General features: G+C 63.5%; 20 protein-coding genes. 9 read left to right on the top strand and 11 right to left on the bottom strand.

Annotation, left to right across the window (positions count from 1 at the left end):
- Nucleotides 1–41: 41 nt before the first annotated feature.
- From accB to F2P44_RS12270, 5 genes are read left to right on the top strand one after another with little or no spacing between them, the layout of a single operon-like run.
- Nucleotides 42–506: an acetyl-CoA carboxylase biotin carboxyl carrier protein gene (gene accB / locus F2P44_RS12290; protein ID WP_167086987.1), complete on the top strand. Its 465-nt coding sequence runs from the start codon at nucleotides 42–44 to the stop codon at nucleotides 504–506.
- Between the two features lie 9 nt (nucleotides 507–515).
- Nucleotides 516–1,916, top strand: a complete 1,401-nt coding sequence (gene accC / locus F2P44_RS12285; RefSeq protein WP_167086986.1) for an acetyl-CoA carboxylase biotin carboxylase subunit — start codon at nucleotides 516–518, stop codon at nucleotides 1,914–1,916.
- Nucleotides 1,913–2,860, top strand: coding sequence for a 50S ribosomal protein L11 methyltransferase (gene prmA, locus F2P44_RS12280; RefSeq protein ID WP_167086985.1), 948 nt, complete (start codon nucleotides 1,913–1,915; stop codon nucleotides 2,858–2,860). Before accC ends, prmA begins: the two co-directional genes overlap by 4 nt.
- Before the next feature lie 4 nt (nucleotides 2,861–2,864).
- Nucleotides 2,865–5,129 carry a zinc-ribbon and DUF3426 domain-containing protein gene (locus F2P44_RS36360; RefSeq protein ID WP_167086984.1) on the top strand — a complete coding sequence of 755 codons (2,265 nt, stop codon included), beginning with the start codon at nucleotides 2,865–2,867 and terminating at the stop codon, nucleotides 5,127–5,129.
- An 8-nt stretch (nucleotides 5,130–5,137) separates the two neighbouring features.
- Nucleotides 5,138–6,076 (top strand): carbohydrate kinase family protein, encoded by a 939-nt coding sequence (locus tag F2P44_RS12270; protein ID WP_167086983.1) that lies wholly within the window; start codon nucleotides 5,138–5,140, stop codon nucleotides 6,074–6,076.
- A 125-nt stretch (nucleotides 6,077–6,201) separates the two neighbouring features.
- Here F2P44_RS12270 and F2P44_RS12265 read toward each other — a convergent pair whose 3' ends face one another.
- On the bottom strand, nucleotides 6,202–6,501 hold the full coding sequence (locus F2P44_RS12265) for a DUF167 domain-containing protein (protein WP_167086982.1): 300 nt from the start codon (nucleotides 6,499–6,501) through the stop codon (nucleotides 6,202–6,204).
- On the bottom strand, nucleotides 6,498–7,028 hold the full coding sequence (locus F2P44_RS12260) for a YggT family protein (RefSeq protein WP_167086981.1): 531 nt from the start codon (nucleotides 7,026–7,028) through the stop codon (nucleotides 6,498–6,500). Before F2P44_RS12260 ends, F2P44_RS12265 begins: the two co-directional genes overlap by 4 nt.
- A gap of 107 nt (nucleotides 7,029–7,135) precedes the next feature.
- On the opposite strand from F2P44_RS12260, the gene F2P44_RS12255 reads away from it, so the two are divergent.
- The 4 genes from F2P44_RS12255 to F2P44_RS12240 all read left to right on the top strand — a co-directional run bounded on the left by F2P44_RS12255 (nucleotide 7,136) and on the right by F2P44_RS12240 (nucleotide 9,541).
- On the top strand, nucleotides 7,136–7,357 hold the full coding sequence (locus F2P44_RS12255) for a hypothetical protein (RefSeq protein ID WP_167086980.1): 222 nt from the start codon (nucleotides 7,136–7,138) through the stop codon (nucleotides 7,355–7,357).
- Nucleotides 7,330–8,235, top strand: a complete 906-nt coding sequence (locus F2P44_RS12250) for a hypothetical protein (protein ID WP_167086979.1) — start codon at nucleotides 7,330–7,332, stop codon at nucleotides 8,233–8,235. Before F2P44_RS12255 ends, F2P44_RS12250 begins: the two co-directional genes overlap by 28 nt.
- Nucleotides 8,236–8,734: 499 nt before the next feature.
- Nucleotides 8,735–8,920 (top strand): hypothetical protein, encoded by a 186-nt coding sequence (locus tag F2P44_RS12245; RefSeq protein WP_167086978.1) that lies wholly within the window; start codon nucleotides 8,735–8,737, stop codon nucleotides 8,918–8,920.
- A gap of 186 nt (nucleotides 8,921–9,106) precedes the next feature.
- Nucleotides 9,107–9,541, top strand: a complete 435-nt coding sequence (locus F2P44_RS12240; RefSeq protein WP_167086977.1) for a cache domain-containing protein — start codon at nucleotides 9,107–9,109, stop codon at nucleotides 9,539–9,541.
- A gap of 94 nt (nucleotides 9,542–9,635) precedes the next feature.
- Here the strand turns inward: F2P44_RS12240 and F2P44_RS12235 are convergent, their stop codons facing one another.
- From F2P44_RS12235 to F2P44_RS12195, 9 genes are all read right to left on the bottom strand, one after another.
- On the bottom strand, nucleotides 9,636–10,832 hold the full coding sequence (locus tag F2P44_RS12235; RefSeq protein WP_167086976.1) for a ribonucleotide-diphosphate reductase subunit beta: 1,197 nt from the start codon (nucleotides 10,830–10,832) through the stop codon (nucleotides 9,636–9,638).
- Between the two features lie 76 nt (nucleotides 10,833–10,908).
- The gene (locus F2P44_RS12230; protein ID WP_167086975.1) at nucleotides 10,909–13,863 is read right to left on the bottom strand and encodes a ribonucleoside-diphosphate reductase subunit alpha; all 2,955 of its coding nucleotides are present in this window, start codon (nucleotides 13,861–13,863) and stop codon (nucleotides 10,909–10,911) included.
- 797 nt (nucleotides 13,864–14,660) lie between these two features.
- Nucleotides 14,661–16,088 (bottom strand): sigma-54-dependent transcriptional regulator, encoded by a 1,428-nt coding sequence (locus F2P44_RS12225; protein ID WP_167086974.1) that lies wholly within the window; start codon nucleotides 16,086–16,088, stop codon nucleotides 14,661–14,663.
- On the bottom strand, nucleotides 16,085–17,815 hold the full coding sequence (locus F2P44_RS12220; RefSeq protein WP_167086973.1) for a sensor histidine kinase: 1,731 nt from the start codon (nucleotides 17,813–17,815) through the stop codon (nucleotides 16,085–16,087). The genes F2P44_RS12225 and F2P44_RS12220 overlap by 4 nt, the downstream gene beginning before the upstream one ends.
- Before the next feature lie 3 nt (nucleotides 17,816–17,818).
- Nucleotides 17,819–18,058: a PP0621 family protein gene (locus F2P44_RS12215; RefSeq protein WP_167086972.1), complete on the bottom strand. Its 240-nt coding sequence runs from the start codon at nucleotides 18,056–18,058 to the stop codon at nucleotides 17,819–17,821.
- Nucleotides 18,055–18,858, bottom strand: a complete 804-nt coding sequence (locus F2P44_RS12210) for a cytochrome C assembly family protein (RefSeq protein ID WP_167086971.1) — start codon at nucleotides 18,856–18,858, stop codon at nucleotides 18,055–18,057. The genes F2P44_RS12215 and F2P44_RS12210 overlap by 4 nt, the downstream gene beginning before the upstream one ends.
- Nucleotides 18,859–18,924: 66 nt before the next feature.
- Entirely contained in the window at nucleotides 18,925–19,722 is a 798-nt protein-coding gene (locus F2P44_RS12205) for an ABC transporter ATP-binding protein (RefSeq protein ID WP_167086970.1), read from the bottom strand.
- A gap of 1 nt (nucleotide 19,723) precedes the next feature.
- On the bottom strand, nucleotides 19,724–20,539 hold the full coding sequence (locus F2P44_RS12200) for an ABC transporter permease (RefSeq protein WP_167086969.1): 816 nt from the start codon (nucleotides 20,537–20,539) through the stop codon (nucleotides 19,724–19,726).
- A 54-nt stretch (nucleotides 20,540–20,593) separates the two neighbouring features.
- On the bottom strand, nucleotides 20,594–21,568 hold the full coding sequence (locus F2P44_RS12195; RefSeq protein WP_167086968.1) for an ABC transporter substrate-binding protein: 975 nt from the start codon (nucleotides 21,566–21,568) through the stop codon (nucleotides 20,594–20,596).
- Between the last annotated feature and the right edge of the window lie 24 nt (nucleotides 21,569–21,592).

Raw genomic sequence — 21,592 nt, 5'->3', positions numbered from 1 at the left:
CCGCATACTCTTAAAACACAATAAATTCCAAGGGGTTTCACATGGATTTACGAAAACTCAAGACCTTGATCGATCTCGTCGCCGAATCGGACATCGCTGAACTCGAAGTAACCGAAGGCGAGAGCAAGGTCCGCATCGTCAAGTCATCCGCAATCCCGCAGAATCAGATGGTCATGATGCAGCCGCAAGGCATGCAGCAGCACTACGCCGGCGCCCCGGTCCCGGCAGCCGCTCCGGCCGCCGCCCCCGTGGCCGTCCCGGCCGAGCCAACCGGCCACATCGTGAAGTCGCCGATGGTCGGTACTTTCTACCGCTCGTCGGCACCGGGCTCCGCCGCCTACGTCGACATCGGCTCGAACATCAAGGAAGGCGACACCCTGTGCATCATCGAAGCGATGAAGCTGCTCAATGAAATCGACTCGGATGTATCCGGCGTCGTGACCAAGATCCTGGTCGAAAACGGCCAGCCTGTCGAGTTCGGCCAACCGCTGTTTGTGATTGGCTGACCGACCACTATGTTTGAAAAAATTCTCATTGCCAATCGTGGAGAGATCGCGCTACGTATCCAGCGCGCCTGCCGCGAGATGGGCATCAAGACCGTGGTGGTCCACTCCGAAGCCGACAAAGACGCCAAGTACGTGAAGTTGGCCGATGAATCGGTGTGTATCGGACCGGCGCCATCGGCCCTGAGCTACCTGAACATGCCGGCGATCATCAGCGCGGCCGAAGTCACCGATGCCGAAGCGATTCACCCCGGCTACGGCTTCCTGTCCGAAAACGCCGACTTCGCCGAACGCGTGGAAAAATCCGGCTTCGTCTTCATTGGTCCGCGTTCCGACTCGATCCGCCTGATGGGCGACAAGGTCTCGGCCAAGCAAGCCATGATCCGCGCCGGCGTGCCCTGCGTGCCAGGCTCGGACGGCGCCTTGCCGGACGACCCGAAAGAAATCATCCAGACCGCGCGCCGCGTGGGCTATCCGGTGATCATCAAGGCCGCCGGCGGTGGCGGCGGACGCGGCATGCGCGTGGTCCACACCGAAGCGGCCTTGCTCAACGCCGTGGCGATGACCAAGACCGAAGCCGGTGCCGCCTTCGGCAATCCGGAAGTGTATATGGAGAAGTACCTGGAAAATCCACGCCACGTGGAAATCCAGATCCTCGCCGACGAACACAAGAACGCCGTCTGGCTGGGCGAACGCGACTGCTCGATGCAGCGCCGCCACCAGAAAGTGATCGAAGAAGCGCCGGCGCCGGGCATTCCGCGCAAACTGATCGAAAAGATCGGCGACCGCTGCGCCGAAGCTTGCCGCAAGATCGGCTACCGTGGCGCCGGGACCTTCGAGTTCCTGTACGAGAACAACGAGTTCTATTTCATCGAAATGAACACGCGCGTGCAGGTCGAACACCCGGTCACTGAAATGATTACCGGCATCGACATCGTGCAGGAACAGATCCGCATCGCCTGCGGCGAAAAACTGCGTTTCCGCCAGCGCGACATCATGCTGTCGGGCCACGCCGTCGAGTGCCGCATCAATGCCGAAGACCCATTCAAGTTCACCCCGTCGCCGGGGCGCATCGTTTCCTGGCACGCGCCGGGCGGCCCGGGCATCCGCGTCGATTCGCATGCCTACGCCGGTTATTATGTGCCGCCGCATTACGATTCGATGATCGGCAAGGTCATCGCCTACGGCGCCACGCGCGAGCAAGCCATCCGCCGCATGCAAATTGCGCTGTCGGAAATGGTGGTTGAGGGTATCCTGACGAATATTCCGCTGCATCGCGAACTGATGATCGATGCGCGCTTTATCGAAGGCGGCACCAACATCCATTACCTCGAGCAGAAACTGGCCGCCAAGCCGGACCTGCCGAAAGGCCCGACCAGCCCTAACAAATCGGAAACGAAGGCAGACGCATGAGCTGGACAGAAGTTGTCATTGAAATTGCACGTGAACACGCGGAAGCCCTGTCCGACGCGCTGATGGAAGCCGGCGCCCTGTCGGTGTCGGTGGAAGATGCCGACGAAGGCACCGACCAGGAAAAGCCGCTGTTCGGCGAACCTGGCATGGAACCGACCGAAGCGGCGTGGGAACACAGCCGCGTGGTAGCCCTGACCGACGTTGACGCCGACCAGGCCGCCATCGTGGCCGAAGCGGCTGCGGCGATTGGCATTGAAACCACGCCGGCGTTCACTACACGCGCCGTGGCCGACGAAGACTGGGTGCGTTTGACCCAGTCGCAGTTCGCGCCTATTCATATTGGCAAGAACATCTGGGTCGTTCCGAGCTGGCACGAAGCGCCGGATCCGGACGCCCTGATTCTCGAACTCGACCCGGGCCTGGCCTTTGGCACCGGCAGCCACCCGACCACGCGGCTGTGCATGGAATGGCTGGAGGCGCATCCCGCCCCCGGCAAGACCGTGCTCGACTACGGTTGCGGCTCCGGCATCCTGGCCATGGTAGCCAAGAAAATGGGGGCGGGCGACGTGGCCGGTGTCGATATCGATCCGCAAGCGATCGAATCGGCGCGCGACAATGCCGCGCGTAACCAGTGCGAGATCGATTACTACCTGCCGGACAGCTTCGCCATCTCGGCCAAGCCGCATCACGCCACCGGCAAGTTCGACACGGTCGTGGCCAACATCCTGTCGAGCCCATTGAAACTGATGGCGCCGATGCTGGCCGGCCGGGTCGCCCCGGGTGGTTCGCTGGTGTTGTCGGGCGTGCTCGCGCGCCAGGCGGAAGAAGTGGCCGAAGCGTATGCACCGTTCATCACGCTCGGCGTGTGGGCGGAGCAAGATGGCTGGGTAGCACTGCACGGCCAGCTTGGCAGCAACGTTCCACCTACCCCTCGCGGTCAATAAAGGCATGGCGCTCGCCACTCGATGCCCCCATTGCAGCACGACTTTCCGGGTCGCTTCCGACCAGCTGAAGTTACGTGGGGGCATAGTGCGCTGCGGCGCCTGCAATGAAATTTTTGATGGCAACGCGGCACTGATCGAACTCGACGCGCTGCCGCCAGCCGCACCCTCCACTGTTGTCGAACCGCCTGCCGGCCCGGCGCCGAGTGCGTTCGCCGATCCCGGCAATGCCGTGTCCACGCTGCACATGGAGACTGCTTTCGTTCCGGTGTGGCTCAGGCCGCAACCGGCGCCGGTTCCCGAGCCTGAACCGGTTCCTGAGCCTGAACCCGAACTGGTGCATGTGCCGGAACCCGAGCCTGTCGCGGAACCAGAACCGGAACCAGAACCGGAACCAGCGCCACGAACCAAGCCCTTCATCCCGCTCTCGATTGCGACCTTTGTCGAACCCGAGGACATGTATGACGAGCCCTACGCGGCGCCGTACGTCGAACCCGAACCGCCGCCGGCAGTCTGGCGCGGCAAGTCCAAGACACCCTGGCCGACGATCGATATCGACGGCCACGATCAAGCGCCGCCCGCGTCTGGCCCTGCGCCATTTCCGGTCGACATGCCGATCGATGAAGAAATCGTCGCGATTGCGCCACCGGAAGACCTGTCCGAGCCGGAGTTTGGAGAGCTGAGCTTCAACGAGCCTGTGCTCGACCTGACCTACCCGTCCGCCCCGGTACGCGATCCGAACGCGCGCATCGAGCCGGTGTTCTTCGCGCCTGAGCGCAAGGAGCCGGTATTTGTCGAGCCAGTGCGCGTCGAGCCGGCCCGGTTCGAACTATCGCCGATCGAACCCGCATTCGACCAGCCGATCCATGCCGAAGCCGTGGTCGCCGAGCCTGCGAAGGTCCTGCTGCCGCTGGTCGAACCAACGTTCGACCAGCCGATCCATGCCGAAGCCGTGGTCGCCGAGCCTGTCCAGTTCCTGCCACCGCTGGTCGAGCCTGCGTTCGATGAGCCGGTGCATGCCGAACCGGAATTTGCCGAACCTGCCCAATTCCTGCCGCCGCTGCTTGAACCTGCGTTCGACGCGCCAGTCCATGTCGAACCGGAACTTGCCGAAGCCGCCCAGTTCCGGCCACCGCTGGTCAAGCCTGCGTTCGACGAGCCGGTCCATGTCGAACTGGAGCTGGCCGAGCCTGCCCAAATCCTGCCGCCGCCGGTCGAGCCTGCGTTCGATGAGCCGGTTCATGTCGAACCGGAGCTGGCCGAGCCTGCCCAATTCCTGCCGCCGCCGGTCGAGCCTGCGTTCGATGAGCCGCTCCATGTCGAACCGGAACTGGCCGAGCCAGCCCAGTTCCAGCCACCGCTGGTCGCGCCCTCGTTCAACGAGCGGCTCCATGTCGAACCGGAACTTGACGAGCCGGCCTACGACGAACCAGTCGGCGTCGAGCCACGTGCCGCCAGGCCGGCCAGGTTCCAGCCTGTGGTCGAGCATGCATATGACGAGCCGGGACACACCGTGCTGGTGCTTTCCTACGCTGAAGAAACCACGCCGCACGACGACGAGGCGCGCAGCGACGCATTGCTGAACCCCAACACTGAACCACTCGTGCGCGACCTGGAGCATGCCCCGCTGCCGCTGCTGCGCCAGTCGTCGGGCGAGAATCCCGCGCCGAAGCCGTCGAAAAAGGTGGCAAAGAAGCCGGCCGCGCCACCGCCACCGCCGCCCGCAGCGGTCGTTCCCGAGCCGGAGCACGACGAGCCCGATTTCCTGCGCCGCAGCCGCGAACTGGAAGAAAAACAAGGCTCGCGCCGGATCGCGATGCTGCTCGGTTCGGTCTTGCTGGCGATCCTGCTGGTGGGCCAGGGCGTTACCACCTTCCGCAACATCCTGGTGGCCAAGTTCCCTGCGATCAAACCCGTGCTGGTCTCGGCCTGCGCCACGCTCGGCTGCAAACTCGAACTGCCGGCCCAGATCGACAGCCTGAGCATTGAAACGGGCGAGCTGCAATCGCTCGGCGCCAACGCCTTCACGCTGTCGACCCTGCTGCGCAACCAGAGCGACCTGACCCAAGCCTGGCCGAACATCGAACTGGCGCTGACCGATGGCAACGACAAGACCCTGCTGCGGCGCGTGGTCGTGCCCGCCGAATACCTGCCCAAGGGCACGGTGACGGCCAAAGGCTTCGCGGCGCGGTCCGAACAAGCCGTCAAACTGACTTTTGAAGTAAAACAGATCAAGGCGTCCGGCTACCGTATCGCCATCTTCTATCCATAAGGCACATCATGACCAAGACCACGCTGATCTGCGGATCGCTCGCATTCGACAAGATCATGCAATACAACGGCCGTTTCGGCGAAACGCTGCTGGCCGACCAACTGCACAAGGTCAACGTCTCCTTCCTGGTACCGACCTTGCGCACCGAATATGGCGGCTGCTCGGCCAACATCGCCTACAACCTCAAGATGCTGGGCGGCGAGCCGCTGATCATGGCCGCGATTGGCCAGGATGGCGGCGAATACCTGGAACGCTTCGAAAAGCTCGGCATCGAAACGCGCGCGATCCGCAAGATCACCCACTCGTACACCGCGCAATGCTTCGTCACGGCCGACCTCGACAACAACCAGATCAATGCCTTCCACCCGGGCGCGATGGAATTCGCGCATGAAAACAATGTCGGCGACCAGGGCGCGCTGCGCGTGGCCATCATCGCGCCGGACGGGCGTGGCGGGATGATCAAGCACGCGCGCGACTGCGCGGCGCTGAACGTGCCGTTCATGTTCGACCCGGGCCAGCAATTGCCGATGTTCAGCGGCGACGAATTGATCGAATTCATCAACCAGGCGACCTATGTGGCCGCCAATGACTACGAGTTCGAGATGCTGATGGACCGTACCGGCCTGACCCTGGCCGACATCGCCGGCCGCCTGGAAGCGCTGATCGTCACGCGCGGCGAGAAGGGTTCCGAGATTTACACCGGCGGCAAGCGCCACGAGATTCCCTGCGTGCAAGCGGCGGCGGTAGTCGACCCGACCGGCTGCGGCGACGCCTACCGCGCCGGGCTGCTGTTCGGCATCACGAACGACCTCGACTGGCCAACCACAGGCCGCCTGGCGAGCCTGATGGGCGCGATCAAGATCGCGCACCAGGGTGGGCAAAACCACGTCGTCACGGCCGCCCAGATCGCCGACAAGTTCGAAGCCGAGTTCGGTTACCGCTTCTAAGTTGCCAAACCGGGGTCTGACCTCTGATTAGTAATCTTTCTAATCAGAGGTCAGACCCCGGTTGGGAAACCTGATTAGTAATCTTTCTAATCAGAGGTCAGACCCCGGTTGGGAAACCAGTGGCCTTACTTCAATAGTATTTGCGCGACCCGCTCCGGCGTCAGGGTCGCCGACGCCACTTCGACCAGCTTGCGCTTGCTGGTCAGCCCGTGCGTGATCGTGAGCGCACTTTTCGGTACGCCCAGTTCTCCCGATAAATATTTGATCAAGGCCTCGTTGGCCTTGCCTTCGATCGGCTGCGCTTGCAGCTTGAGCTTGAGGGCGTCGTCGAGCACGCCGATCACCTCGGTCTTCTTGGCATTCGGGGTGATCTGCAGCGCCAGCCGCAATGCGCCCGGCAGCGCCGAACACCAGGCCCGGCTCATCGCAGGCCGAACAGCATCTGCACCAAGATGTGCACGATCTTGAGCAGGATCATCGCCACCATCACCGACAGATCGATTCCGCCAATCGGCGGCACCACTTTGCGCAGCGGACGCAGCAAGGGGGCATTGAGGGCCTGCACGAAGGGCGCCATCGGCGCCTGCGGGTTGACCCAGCTCAGGATGACTTCGATGAACAGCAAGCCGATGAAGCCGTACAGGATCCAGGTCAGGAAGTTGTACAGCGCCAGGATGGCCACCATCTCGAACGAGGCGCCAAAGAACAGGATCACGGACGTCGCCAGCGCCACCACCAGAAAGGCGCCGACCAGGCTGGCCCAGTCGTAGCCACCCACGCCGGGAATGATGCGCCGCATCGGCAGCACCATCCAGTCCGACAGGGCATAGATAAATTGCCCGATCTGCGACGGCGGGCGCACGCGAATCGCCTGCATCCAAAACCGCAGCAACAAGACTCCACCGAGAATGGAGGAGATGGTGTCGACGATCAACTGAACAATACTGTGCACATGCTCTCCTTAAAAAAAAACCGCTGTGTGAATCAAGTCACACAGCGGCATTTTGCCTGATCCAGGCCCAACTGCCTGTTACGGACGGCTGCTGGTCGGGAAAGGCCATGCTGCTGCTGGAGCCAACACAGTTTTCGCCGCTGGCGCTGGCGCCGGTGCTGCCGCTACTGCTGGTGCAGGAGTGGCTGGCTTCGATGCCGCGTCGGCTTTCGGCGCAGCTGCCTTCTTCGGCGGTCCCGCCTTCTTTACAACCGGCTTGGCTACCGCAGCGACAGGAGCTGCCGCTGGCGCCGCTGCTGGCTTGGCTGCTGGCTTCGCCGCAGCCTTAACCGGCTTTTTTGCTGCTGGCTTAGCCGCCACCTTTTTTGCTGCTGGCTTTGCTGCTGCTTTCGCTGCTGGCTTTGCTGCTGCTTTAGTTACTGCTGGTTTTTTGGCGGTCGACGTCGCTGCTGCTTTTTTGGCGGCTGGCTTGGCTGCGGCTTTGCTGGCTGCTGGCTTCGCTGCTGCTTTTTTGGCGACAGGCTTGGCGGCCGGTTTGGCGGCGGCTTTTTTCGCTACCGGCTTGGCTGCTGGCTTCGCTGCCGACTTGGCTGCTGGCTTGGCCGACGACTTCGCTGCGGCTTTTTTCGCTGCTGGCTTCGCTGCTGCCTTCTTCGCTACCGGCTTGGCCGCGGCTTTTGCCTTGGCTGCTGGTTTGGCTGCTGGCTTGGCTGCCGCTTTTTTGGCGACTGGCTTGGCTGCTGCTTTTTTAGCGACTGGCTTGGCGGCCGGCTTGGCTGCTGCTTTTTTCGCTACCGGCTTGGCTGCCGACTTCGCTGCCGACTTGGCTGCTGGCTTGGCGGCGGTTTTCGCTGCGGCTTTTTTCGCTACTGGCTTCGCTGCTGGCTTGGCTGCGGCTTTTTTCGCTGCTGGCTTTGCTGCTGGCTTGGCTGCGGTTTTCGCTGCGGCCTTCTTCGCTGCCGGCTTGGCTGCAGGTTTCGCTGCGGCTTTCGTGGCTGGCTTGGCTGCGGCTGCTTTCGCGGCGACTTTCTTCACTGGTTTCTCGGCAGCGGCTTTCGCGACTGGTTTCTTTACTGCGGGTTTCTTAGCGGCTGTTGCCATTTGGGTTCTCCTTCATCTGCGATGGGAAAAAATCACGCTACAAGATTTAAAACCCGTCCGACCCGTAACTGGAGGTCAGGCGAATTATTCATCGGCACAAACGTGATCGTGTTTATGCTAATGAATTCGGCACCAGCTGAACTGCTGCAACTCCTCAAGTTTGCAGCGCTTCAGCTATAGTCGTTTCTGAAAACAGAGACGACGGATACGGTGTTCATGGTTCGCTGTCCACATCCAAAAGCCCACAACCGTAAAAGAAAAAGCCGCCATGCCTGAACTGGATCAGGCAGTGCGGCTTTGTCTTTTGCAGAAGTTTAAGCACATATCTGTTGAATCAGCGTCCCATTTTGATCGATGATTTTGTCGTCGCGCGCGGCTTGCATCTTCGCGTTCACGTTTTGACAAATTCAATCACGTAAAGTACACGAAAACCTTGTCAGTGCGCAACTGGCACACTGCATTTGTTTGACTTTTTTTTTCGCGTGGCGCGCGCATCGGCACGCGATCGTTGCGCGCGGCGGCGCGCCAATGCGCGCAGCGCGTCGCCGCGCGTGCGGTCGATGCGGCCCGGGCACTGCGGGCGCGCGCCCACGAGCAACGCAGACATGCCGTACCTAAAGGCGCTATGCGGCGCCGCCAAGCGCGCGCCGGCAGCGCCGGCGGCAGGCGGCGCGCGCTGCGCGCTGCGCGCAGCGACATGCGCGGCGTCGAATGCGGCAGATGCGCACGACGCGCGCATCGCGCGCTGTTCGTTGCTGCTGCGAGACGTATTGGCGCAAGCGCGCACGTGAATGGCGCTGCGCGCTCGCGCGCTCGCTTGAAGTAAACAGTTTGGCGCGCCGCTGCGCTCCTTGTCGCGTGCGCTCTTGTGCCAGGTCCGGCGCCGGCATAGCATCGCTTCAGGCGCCGCGCGGCGACCACAACAAAACAGGAGACGATCGATAAACAGATTAGTCAAGTGGCTCACCATCCTCGGCATGGCATCGCTGATGGCGGCGGCGGGAGCTGCCGAACGCGGCACCAGCGAGGAAGCGGTGGCCCTGGTGAAAAAGGCGATCACCTACTACAAGACGAACGGCATGGAAAAGACCGCCGCCGAGATCAACGGCAAGACCGGCCTGTTTGAAAGCAAGGACCTCTACCTGTTCATCGCGCCCGTCGCGCCAGGGCCGGTGAGGGCGCACGGCGCCAATACCAAACTCGTTGGCAAGGAACTGGGCGACCTGCGCGACGTCGACGGCGTGTATTTCACGCGCCGCTTCCGCGAGGTGGCCGCCAAGGAGGGCAAGGGCTGGGTCGAGTACAAATGGCCCAACGCCAAAAGCGGCGCGCTGGAAGCGAAGAGTACCTACGTCGAGCGGGTCGACGATGTGTACTTGGCGTGCGGCGTGTACAAGCCCGGCAAGTCCTGAGACACGGGCGTGCGCGGCTCCCAAAATGAAGAAAGCTCCCACAGGGAGCTTTCAGAAGAACGCACGGCAGGGTGATCCCGCAGCGCAGCGATGCTTATTCCCAGTTCAGCGCGCCGCCGGTCTGGTACTCGGTCACGCGCGTCTCGAAGAAGTTGCGTTCCTTCTTCAGGTCGATCATCTCGCTCATCCACGGGAAGGGGTTTTCCTCGTGCGCGAACAGCGCGTCCAGGCCAATCTGCTGGGCGCGGCGGTTGGCGATGAAGCGCAGGTAACCCTTGAACATGGTCGCGTTCAGGCCCAGCACGCCGCGCGGCATGGTGTCTTCGGCGTACGCATACTCCAGGTCGACCGCTTGCAGGAACAGCGCCTTGATCTCTTCGCGGAACGCCGGGGTCCACAGCAGCGGGTTTTCCATCTTGATCGTGTTGATCAAGTCGATGCCGAAGTTGCAGTGCATCGATTCGTCGCGCAGGATGTACTGATATTGCTCTGCCGCACCCATCATCTTGTTCTGGCGGCCCAGCGCCAGGATCTGGGTAAAGCCCACATAGAAGAACAAGCCTTCCATCAGGCAGGCGAACACGATCAGCGATTTCAACAGCTTCTGGTCGTTTTCCACGGTGCCGGTGGTGAACGCCGGATCGGTCAGGGTGTTAATGAACGGAATCAGGAACTCATCCTTGTCGCGGATCGACTTGACTTCGTTGTAGGCGTTGAAAATCTCGGCTTCGTCCAGGCCGAGCGACTCCACGATGTACTGGTAGGCGTGGGTGTGGATCGCTTCCTCGAACGCCTGGCGCAGCAGGTACTGGCGGCACTCGGGCGCCGTGATGTGGCGGTAGGTGCCCAGCACGATGTTGTTGGCGGCCAGCGAATCGGCGGTCACGAAGAAGCCCAGGTTGCGCTTCACCAGACGGCGCTCGTCGTCGGTCAAACCGTTGGGATTTTTCCACAACTCGATGTCGCGCTGCATGTTGACCTCTTGCGGCATCCAGTGATTCGCGCAACCGGCCAGGTATTTGTCCCACGCCCATTTGTACTTGAACGGGACCAGCTGGTTGACATCGGTCTTGCCGTTGATGATGCGTTTGTCGTCGGCGTGCACGCGCTTGGCGACCGCTACGGCATCCGCTGCGGGTTCGGTACCCGCTACGGCACCCGCTACGGTACCCGCTACGGCACCCGCTACGGCACCCGCTACGGCACCCGCTACGGCACCCGCTACGGCGGCGCTTGGCGCCACGGGGCGCGCGGCTGGCGCGCTGGCTGTTTCATCGTCCCAGGACAACATGGTGATTCCTCTTTTCGTCAGTCTTCAATTCGGTCTTGCGCGAAGCGCCGTGGCGCTGTCGCCTCTTTGCCAGCGCTTACTGGCAGGCTTCGCATTCCTCGAAGCCATCGTCGCCCGGACGCAGGTAGCACGCCGCGCCGTCTTCCTCGGCCGCCGCCGCTGCCGTCGCCGCCGCGCTTGCCGCCGCTGCCGCCGCCGTGTCGGCCGCCGCACCCATTGCGTGGGCCGACATGCCGCCATCGACCGCCACCGCGTTCAGCGCGCCGGTCTTGGAGGTCGACTTCTCCATGTGGGTCGCCGCGATGGTGCGCAGGTAATAGGTGGTCTTCAAGCCGCGCAGCCAGGCCAGCTTGTAGGTTTCATCGAGCTTCTTGCCCGAGGCGCCAGCCATGTAGATGTTCAGCGACTGGGCCTGGTCGATCCACTTCTGGCGGCGCGACGCCGCTTCCACCAGCCAGCTCGGCGAGACTTCGAACGCCGTTGCGTAAATGTCACGCAAGTCTTGCGGGATGCGGTCGATCTTGGCCAGCGAACCGTCGAAGTATTTCAGGTCGGCGATCATGACTTCATCCCACAGGTCGCGCGCCTTGAGGTCGCGCACCAGGTAAGAATTGATCTCGGTAAATTCGCCGGACAGGTTCGACTTCACATACAGGTTCTGGAAGGTCGGTTCGATGCAGGCCGACACGCCGATGATGTTCGAGATCGTCGCGGTCGGGGCGATCGCCACGCAGTTCGAGTTGCGCATGCCGAACTGCTTGATGCGCTCGCGCACCACGGTCCAGTCCATGGCCGACGACATGTCCACTTCCAGGTAGCCGCCGCGTTCCTCGGCCAGCAGCTTGATCGAATCCTGCGGCAGGATGCCGCGCTCCCACAGCGAGCCGGCGTACGACTCGTAGCGGCCGCGCTCTTCGGCCAGCTCGGTCGAGGCCAGGTAGGCGTAGTAGCACACCGCTTCCATCGAACGGTCGGCAAATTCCACCGCCTGGTTCGACGAATACGGTACGCGCATCATGTGCAGGCAATCCTGGAAGCCCATGATACCCATTCCCACCGGACGGTGGCGCATGTTCGAGTTACGTGCTTTTTCGACGGCGTAGTAATTGATATCGATGACGTTGTCGAGCATGCGCATCGCGGTGCGCACGGTTTTCTGCAGCTTGACCGGATCGAGCTTGCCTTCTTTCATGTGCGCCGGCAAGTTCACGGAACCCAGGTTGCAAACAGCAATTTCCGACTCGTTGGTGTTGAGGGTGATCTCGGTGCACAGGTTCGAGCTGTGGACCACGCCCACGTGTTGCTGTGGCGAACGGATATTGCATGGATCCTTGAAGGTGATCCATGGGTGGCCGGTTTCGAACAGCATCGACAGCATCTTGCGCCACAGGTCGAGCGCGGCGATCTTCTTGAACACGCGGATCTCGCCGGCGGCAGCCTTGGCTTCGTAACCGGTGTAGGCCAGTTCGAAGGCCTTGCCGACCTTGTCGTGCAGGTCCGGCGTTTCCGATGGCGAGAACAGGGTCCAGTCGCCCTTTTCCATCACGCGCTTCATGAACAGGTCGGGAATCCAGTTGGCCGTGTTCATGTCGTGGGTGCGGCGGCGGTCGTCGCCGGTGTTCTTGCGCAGGTCGAGGAATTCTTCCACGTCCATGTGCCAGGTTTCCAGGTAGGCGCACACCGCGCCCTTGCGCTTGCCGCCCTGGTTGACCGCCACGGCGGTGTCGTTGACCACTTTCAGGAACGGCACCACGCCTTGCGACTTGCCGTTGGTTCCCTTGATGTGGGCGCCCAGGGCGCGCACCGGCGTCCAGTCGTTGCCCAGGCCGCCGGCGAACTTGGCCAGCAGCGCGTTTTCCTTGATGGCGTCGTAGATGCCTTCCAGGTCGTCCGAGACGGTGGTCAGGTAGCACGACGAGAGCTGCGAGCGCAGGGTGCCGGCGTTGAACAGGGTCGGGGTCGAGCTCATGAAGTCGAACGAGGACAGCAGGTTGTAGAACTCGACGGCGCGCGCTTCGCGGTTTTCTTCGCGCAGCGACAGGCCCATGGCCACGCGCATGTAGAACGCCTGCGGCATTTCGATGCGCACATCGCGCACGTGCAGGAAGTAGCGGTCGTACAGGGTTTGCAGGCCAATGTAGCCGAACTGCAAGTCACGGTCGGCAACCAGGGCTTTCGCCAGCTTGGCCAGGTCGAAGGTGGCCAGGACCGGGTCCAGCAACTCGTTCTCGATGCCCTTGGCGATGTATTTCGGGAAGTACTCTATATAGTGTGCCGCCGCCTTTGCTTGCGGGACTTCTTCGCAGAACACTTCCTTGCGGATGGTGTGCAGCAGGATGCGGGCGGTCACCTGCGAGTAAGCCGGGTCCTTTTCCATCAGCGCGCGCGCAGCCAGGATGGCGGACTTGTGCAACTCTTCGACCGGCACGCCGTCGTACAGGTTCTTCACCGTTTCAGCCAGGATGGCATCGGCGTCGACGTGTTTTTCCAGGCCGACGCAGGCGGCGGCGATCAGGTCGCGCACCTGGTTCATGTCGAGCAGGCGGCGCTGGCCGTTCTCAGTGACGTGGATCTGGGGCGCGGCCACCTCGGCCGAACCGCCCAGCGCTTCCTTCTGCAGGCGGCGCTCTTCCATGTGCTTGGCGCGGTACAGCACGTAGGCACGCGCCACGTCGTGCTCGCCCGAACGCATCAGCGACAGTTCAACCTGGTCCTGCACGTCTTCGATGTGGAAAGTGCCGCCCGATGGCTGGCGCCGGATCAGGGCCGACACGACGTTCTCGGTCAGTTGCTCGACCAGTTCGCGCACGCGCGCGGAGCCGGCGCTCTGGCCACCGTTGATGGCCAAAAAGGCCTTGGTGACGGCGATCGAGATCTTCGATGGTTCAAACGCGACGACAGCGCCGTTGCGGCGGATGATGCGATAGTCGCCGCGGGCGGCGACGGCGGCGGCGCTGGTGGACGCTGGCTGGCCAGCCGCTCCAGGTGTGATGTGCAATTGGTTAATCGAAGAATCTTGGGATGTTTGCATTGGACCTCCTGGAGCGGCGGGCTTTGGTCTGCCGCCGGTTGTTATCAAGTGGACGGCGTCATTCAACCGTCCCCAACAAATATAAAAACAAAAAACTACCCCGCCAGCCTGGATTGTCGAGGCCGGCGCCGTGAGGCGATGGTGGGTGGATTGCGCTAAAAAACTGGGCTTGCCGTGCTGCGTTATGGATGCTGAGTTATCGGTGGTAGCGCTTCAAAAACCACTATATCTAGTCGATTCATCAAATGTGGGACTAATTGTAGTGCCTCACCCGGGGAGTGGCAATAGAATTAAGTAGCAATATTTTCCTGTGCGTCGCTTGACTTTTTTGACTCAGGCCGCATGAAGGACTGCCCGGTTAGCACATACTAACGGATGCCATTTTTTGAAGCAGCCGCCAGCGCGCGCGCCTGCCATTTCTGCGTCGCGGGGCAGCATTATAAACCGTGGCGGGAGTGGGCGCTGGAATGGGCCTGGAAGGACGCCGCCCGGCTATCTCGTCGCGTGCGCGCAGCCTCCGGTTTCTAAGAAACTCCTCCAATTCCGTGGAACCGGGCCAGTCCAGACCTTCATACCGATAACTTACGCTCCGTCATTCCCGCGCAGGCGGGAATCCACGTCCGGCGCTCAGCCGACGGCTACGGAACAAAATTGGATTGCCGTGGGGGCGCCTAGCCCTCCGCGGGAAGTCATTTCTGCCAGTGGCAGGAATGACGGAGGCCAATTCCTGGAGAGGCGGGGGCCCAAGTTATTTCTGCGCGGACGCGCCATCGGCCCCAGGTGCTGGCAGCCGCACCCTACCCTTCCGGCTCCTGGATATCGAGCTTTTGCATCTGATAGCGCAGCTGGCGGAAGCTGATCCCCAGCAACAGGGCCGCCTGGGTGCGGTTGAACTGGGTCTGGGTCAGCGCGCGCAGAATGATCTCGCGCTCGACCTGCTCCAGATAATCGGGCAAGTTGCTGGGCAACTCCGCCGGCCCGCTCACGCTCATCGGCGCAGCCACCTGCGGCGCGCCCGCCTGCAGCGGCGCCGCCACCGCCTCGGCCACCGGCGCCGGCCGCTCGGCCACGCGCGCGCCCTTGAGCGACAGGTCGCCCACTTCGATCACGCCATCGTTGGCGAACGCCAGCGCCCGTTCCAGCACGTTCTCCAGTTCGCGCACATTGCCCGGGAACGAATACGTGCTCAAGGTTTCCAGCACCTGCGGCCCAAGGGCGGCCTGCTGCCCCGCTCCGGCCAGGCGCGCCAGCATGCCATGGACCAGCACGCCCAGGTCGTCGAGCCGCTCGCGCAGCGGCGGCACGCTCAACTCGATCACGTTCAAGCGGGAAAACAGATCCTGGCGGAACTTGCCGGTTTCGACGCACTGCGCTAGGTTCTGGTGCGTGGCGCTGATGATGCGCACGTCGACCGGCTCTTCGCTGGTGGCGCCGATCTTGCGCACGCGCCGTTCCTGGATCGCGCGCAGCAGCTTGACCTGCATCGCCAGCGGCAAATCGGCCACTTCATCGAGCATCAGGGTGCCGCCGTTGGCCGCGTGGAAAAACCCGTCGCGCTCGTCGGCCGCGCCGGTAAACGCGCCCTTGCGGTAGCCGAAAAACTCGGCTTCCATCAGCGCTTCGGGAATCGCGCCGCAATTCACGGCAATGAAGGGCTTGCCCGCACGCGAACTGCGGGCGTGGATTTCGCGCGCCACCAGTTCCTTGCCGCTGCCCGACTCGCCCGTGATCGCAATCGGCGCCATCGAGCGCGCCAGCCGTTCGATCTGGTTGCGCAGCGATTGCATCACGGCCGATTCGCCGATCAGGCGCGACGCCGTGCCGGCCGCCGCCGCTCTGCCGCTGTGCGTGGCCGGGGCCGACAGGCGCAGGGCCGACTGCACCATCACGCGCAAATCGTCCAGCACCACCGGCTTGGAGACGTAATCGAAGGCGCCCGCCTTCAAGGCCACCACCGCGTTTTCGGCGCTGCCGTAGGCGGTCACCACCGCGATCGGGGTCGACTTGTTGGACGCGTTCACTTCCTGCACCAGTTCCAGGCCCAGGCCGTCGGGCAGGCGCATGTCGGTGAGAATGAGACCGTAATCGTTCTGCGCCAGGAAGGCGCGCGCCTCGCGCAGCGTTTCGGCGCTGTCCACATCGAGCCCCATCCTGACCAGCGTGATTTCCAGCAGTTCGCGTAAATCCGCCTCGTCATCGACGACCAGTACGCGGGGTGATGTCATGTTGTTGCCTTTCTGTTACTAGTAACACCGCGCGCCCCCAGCGGCTGCGCGAATGAAATCACAAAGCGGCCACTGGCCGCGCGCACGCCGAAGCCGCTGGCATCGAAGCGATATTCGTAATCGAGCATCGCCGCGTTGTTCAGGCACAGCTCGCGCGCCAGGTACAGCCCCAGCCCGGTGCCCTTGCTCGAGGTCGTATAGAACGGCTCGAACAGGTGGGCCCGCACCTCGGGCGTGATGCCCGGACCGTCATCCTGCACGTGCAGCTCCATGCCGCCGGCCGAATCGGTCACCACGTAGACGCGGATACTGCCCGCCCCGCCGCTGGCGTAGCGCAGCGCATTGGTCAGCAGGTTGATCAGCACTTCGCGCAGGTGCAGCACGTCGAAACGCACCGGCGCGGCTCCAGTGTTGCCCAACCACACTATATCATCGGCGACACCCTGGGTTTCGTCAAATTCGGTTTTCAGCTCATTCAAAAACGGGCCGAGCAACAACGGATCGCCATTCGGCTGGACCTTGCGCGACAATTGCAGTATGTCTTCGACCATGCGGTTCACCCGCGCCACATTGTCGCCGACGATCTTGAGCAGGCGCGCCTGGCCCGGCGCGTGCAAGTCTTCCGCCAGCAGGGCGGTGGCGTGGCCGATCGCCGAGAGCGGATTGCGCACCTCGTGCGCGATGCTGGCCGTCAGGCGTCCCATCGATGCCAGTTTCAGTTCCTGGGCCTGGTTTTCGATGGCGGTCACATCCTGCAAGAAAATCACGCAGCGCTCGGACGCCTCGTCGACCGTGTCGACCCGCGCAAAGCGCAGCTTGAGGTGGGCCGCTAGGTCGCGTCGTCCGCTCCAGGCGGCCATGCCGGCCTCGCCGCCGCCGCTGTCGCGGTAGGGCTTGACGGTGACGAAGGCGGCGCGCGCCACGCCGGCGGCGCTGGCCGGCCCGACCTGTTGCTGCCACTCCGAAAACGCGAACGCGACCGGTTCCAGCGCGGCCACCTCGGACAGGGCAAAGCCGCTGTCGCCGTTGGCCAGCCCCAGCATGTGCTGGGCGGCCGGGTTGCCGGCGAAGATGTGGCCGTCGCGGTCGACCACGAGGATGCCATCGTCGACATCGGCGATGACGATCTGGTTGATCGCCTGCTGGATTTTCAGGTCGGCGCCGTGGCGCGTGGCCAGTTCTTCCTGCCGGATCAGCCTGGCGGCGAGGCGGCTGACCACCATCACGATGGCGAAGAAGGCGGCGCCGTACAGCCCGGCCTGGGTGAGCGGCATGCCGGCCGCGCCCAGGAAGACCTGGTACAGGGAATCGATCAGCAGGAACAGGGTGACCAGCGCGGCCGAAAACAGGGCCAGCAGGCGCGGTGCCAGGATCGCGGCCCCGGCCAGCGGAAACAGGTACAGGATCACCAGGCTGCCGCGGCTGGCGGCGGCGGCCATGTACAGCACCGAAATGACGCCGATGTCGACCGCGATCTGCAGCACCACCTGCATCAGGAAATGCTTGCGCACGTACACGCTGGCCAGCACGAAGGCGCCGGCCAGCACCAGGTAAGCGATGCAGGTGTCGGCATACAGATGCGGGCCGGCGCTGGCCACGTCTTTCTGGTCGAAGGCCAGGTAGGCCAGCAGCACCAGCGAGATGACGATGCGGGTGGCGGTCAGCGCCTGCAGCGAGCGCCAGAATGTTTCGCGCGACTCCGCCGACAGCCCGCTCCAGAAGGACATCACTCAGGCGGGCGGCAAACGCGCGTGGTCCGGGCTGCAATACTCGCGCCCGCCGGCCTTGACCGCTTCCGACTCGGGGAAGTACACATGGCAGTGGGCGCAGGCGATCATGGTTTCGGCCTCGCGCGCGGCCGGCCGTGGAGCGCTGCCCTGCCCGGGCGGCGGCGCCATGCCGCGCAGCTTGCTGCGGATGGCGGCGATAATCAGGATCAGCAGGGCGATCCAGAACAGAATGCGTGTCATGCCAGCCCCCGGTGCAAAACGACTTCAAGAACGAAACGGCTGCCAACATAGGCCAGCACCAGGGTGGCGAAACCGGCCAGGGTGAAGCGCAGCGCGGTCTTGCCGCGCCAGCCACGCCAGCGCCGTCCGGCCAGCAGCGCGGCGAACAGCAACCACGACAGCAAGGTGAAGACGCTCTTGTGATCCCACTTGAGCACGGTGCCGAACACTTGCTCCGAAAACACGATCCCCGACAGCACGGTCAGGCTGAGCAGCACGAAGCCGATCCAGATCAGGCGGAACAGCAGTTTTTCCATGGTCAGCAGGGCCGGCAGCTGGTCGAGCGCCGTGGCCAGCCAGCCGGCTTGCGGGTTGCGCGCGTGCAGGCGCGTTTCCTGGAGCGCCATCAAGACCGCGTGGAAGGCGGCGATGGTCAGGGTGCTGTAGGCCAGGATGGCCACCGAAATATGCCAGCCGAAGGCCGGGGCGCGTCCTTCGAGCTGCAGCACGCTGCCCGGAAACACGGCCGGCAGCAGCGCGGCGGCGGCGGCGCAGGGCATCACCAGGCGGCGCAGGCCATCGAGCGCGAAATTGCGGTTTTCGATCCAGTAGGCGGCCACCGAGATCCACAGGGCGGCGGAAATCATCAGCGCGAAGCCGATCCGCACGCTGCCGGGCGCCATCATGTCGAACCAGAGAGCGGCGCCGTGCAGCAGCCAGGCCCCGGCCGTGACCCCGGAAATGAGGGCGCCCCGGGGCGTGGGAAGAAGGGCGCACAGCGCGTACAGCAGCGCCGCTGCGATAAGTAAGTAAGTCTGCATGGCGCAAGTTTACACTATCGGCGCGCGCTGGCGGGGACGGCGTGACGGCGCCGCCGCCAGCGCCACCTAATCGACCGCCGCCATGCGCAACTCGTCGTTGTGGTGGCGCTGCTGCTCTTCCATGACCAGCTGCCCCAGCTCGCGCTTGAGCGCATTGAAATCGGGCGCGGCCGGGTCGCGCAGGCGCGCCAGATCGACCATCACGTCGCGCTTGACCGTGCCCGGACGGTAAGTCATCACCACGATGCGGTCGGCCAGGTAGATCGCTTCCTCGATGCTGTGGGTGACGAAAATGATGGTCTTGCCGGTGGCGGCCCAGATGCGCAGCAATTCGTCCTGCAGGTTGCGCCGGGTCAGCGCGTCGAGCGCGCCGAACGGCTCGTCCATCAGCATGATCGGCGAATCGAGCGCCAGCACGCGCGCAATCGCCACCCGCTGGCGCATGCCGCCCGACAAATCCTTGGGAAAGCGCTGGCGGAAGTCGCCCAGCGACAGCATTTCCAGCAGGCGCGCCACGGTGGCCGCGATGGCCGCCTTGTCCAGGCCCTTGATTTCCAGGCCGAAGGCGACGTTCTGCTCGACTGTCATCCAGGGAAACAGGGCGTACTCCTGGAACACCATGCCGCGCTCCGGCCCCGGCCCCGTCACCGCGTGCGCGCCGGTGCGGATGGTGCCGCGCGTGGGCAGCGCGAACCCGGCGATGGCGTTGAGCAGGGTCGACTTGCCGCAGCCCGACGGTCCCAGCAGGCAGGTGAATTGCCCGGCCGGGATCTCCAGCTTGATCTCCTTGAGCGCGACCAGTTCGCCCGCAGCGCTGTTGAAGACCTTGTCGACGCCCTCGATATGGATCGGTGATGCACTCATCTCAGTTCTCCAGGCCGCGGTGCCAGCGCAGCAGGTAATTGTTCAGGCGGTTCATGCCGATGTCGATCGCCAGCCCCAGCATGCCGATGGTGGCCATGCCGGCCATGATCTTGTCGGACCAAAAATACTCGCGCGCTTCCAGGATGCGGAAACCCAGGCCATTGTTTACTGCGATCATTTCCGAGACGATCACCACGATGAAGGCGGTGCCGATCCCGATCCGCACGCCGGACAGGATGTAGGGCACGGCGGCCGGCAAGATCACGCGCACGAACATGGTGCGCTCGCTGGCACCCAGGTTGCGCGCCGCGCGCAGGTAAATGGCGTCGACCTGGCGCACCCCGGCGATGGTATTGATCAGCACCGGAAAGAACGCCCCCAGCGCGATCAGGAACACGGCCGGCGGATTGCCCAGCCCGAACCACAGGATCGCCAGCGGAATATAGGCGATCGGCGGAATCGGGCGCAGCAGCTGCACCAGGGGATTGAGCCAGGCATACACGCGCGCGTTCGCCCCCATGGCCAGCCCGAGCGGCAGCGCCAGCGCGGCCCCGATGCCGAAGCCGAGCAGCACCCGGACCATGCTGGTGAGCGAATCGACCATCAGTTCGCCCGACACGGCCCAGGCCAGCCAGTTGCCGTCCACGTGCGGCTGCAGCGGCAGCAGGTACTCGATCCACTTGCGCAGCACCGCCAGCGGCGACGGCAACACCTGGGGATTGACCAGGCCCTGCACCGCCGCCAGCTGCCACAAGGCGATCACCACGGCCGGCACCACCAGGCCGATTCCCACTTCACGCAACTGTCTGCTATTCATGCCACCTCCGGAAAACGTCGTTACACCACGCTTGGATTGTCGAACGGGGCCCGCTCACTTGATCCCCAGGCTTTTTTTTGCCGCGTCCAGCAGGTCGGTCCTGACCCAGTCCCTGGCCAGCGGCGGGCGCGCCATGCGCCCCACGCCGGTCTTGACCATGGTGTCGGTGGTGATCTGGATATGCTCGGCCGTCACATCCAGCGAATACGGCGAATTGGCAATCGCATCCTTGAAGTCGGCCCCGCTGATCTGGCCCTTGTAGATCACGTCGCGCACGTACTTCTCGGCGATGGCCGGCTGGGTGATGAAGGTGCGGGTCGCTTCGACGAAGCAACGCATGAATTTGTCGGCCAGCGCCCGCTTGCCGTTGTAGAAAGCCTCGGTCATCACCATGGTGCGCACCGGCTCGCCGATCGGGGTGTCGTAGGGTTTCAGCACTTCCCTGCCGAAACCCCGGTTGATGGCTTGCGAGGATTGTGGCTCGGATTGCATCATGGCATCGATATTGGCGGCCATCAGCGCCTGGTTCAGGTCGGCGAACGGCAGGTAAATCACATGCACGTCCTTGCCGGGCGCGCTGTCGGCGCTCATGCCGTGCTTTTGCAATTGCGCCATCAGCAGCACTTCCTGGATGCCGCCGCGCGTGACCCCGACCTTCCTGCCTTTCAATTCGCGGATGCCCCTGATGCCCAGGCCGGGCCGCGCCACCAGGCGCGCGCCGCCCCTGGCGAAACCGGCGACGATGAAGATCGGCGCGCCGCTGGCGCGGCCCGAAATGGCCGCCTCGGACGCCGTCGTGCCCACGTCCAGCTCGCCGGCGATGATCGCTTGCATCACATCGAGGCCCTTGGCGAAGATCTTTTCGTCGACCTTGATGCCGCACTTGGGCGCGATTTCCTTGATGTACGAAACGGCGCCGAAATGCGCGAACTTGAGGTTGCCAAGCCGGATCACTTCCTCGGCGTGGCTGTGGCTGGCGGCAAACAGCGCCGCCAGTACGATCGTGTTGCAGATGAGCTTCCCTGGCATGCCTGTCTCCGTTGAATGGTGCAG

Source organism: Massilia frigida, assembly GCF_011682175.1.
In the GTDB taxonomy this organism is placed as follows: domain Bacteria; phylum Pseudomonadota; class Gammaproteobacteria; order Burkholderiales; family Burkholderiaceae_D; genus Telluria_A; species Telluria_A frigida.
The sequence above is the reverse complement of the archived record's forward strand: the minus strand, read 5'-3'. Positions and strand labels throughout refer to the sequence as shown.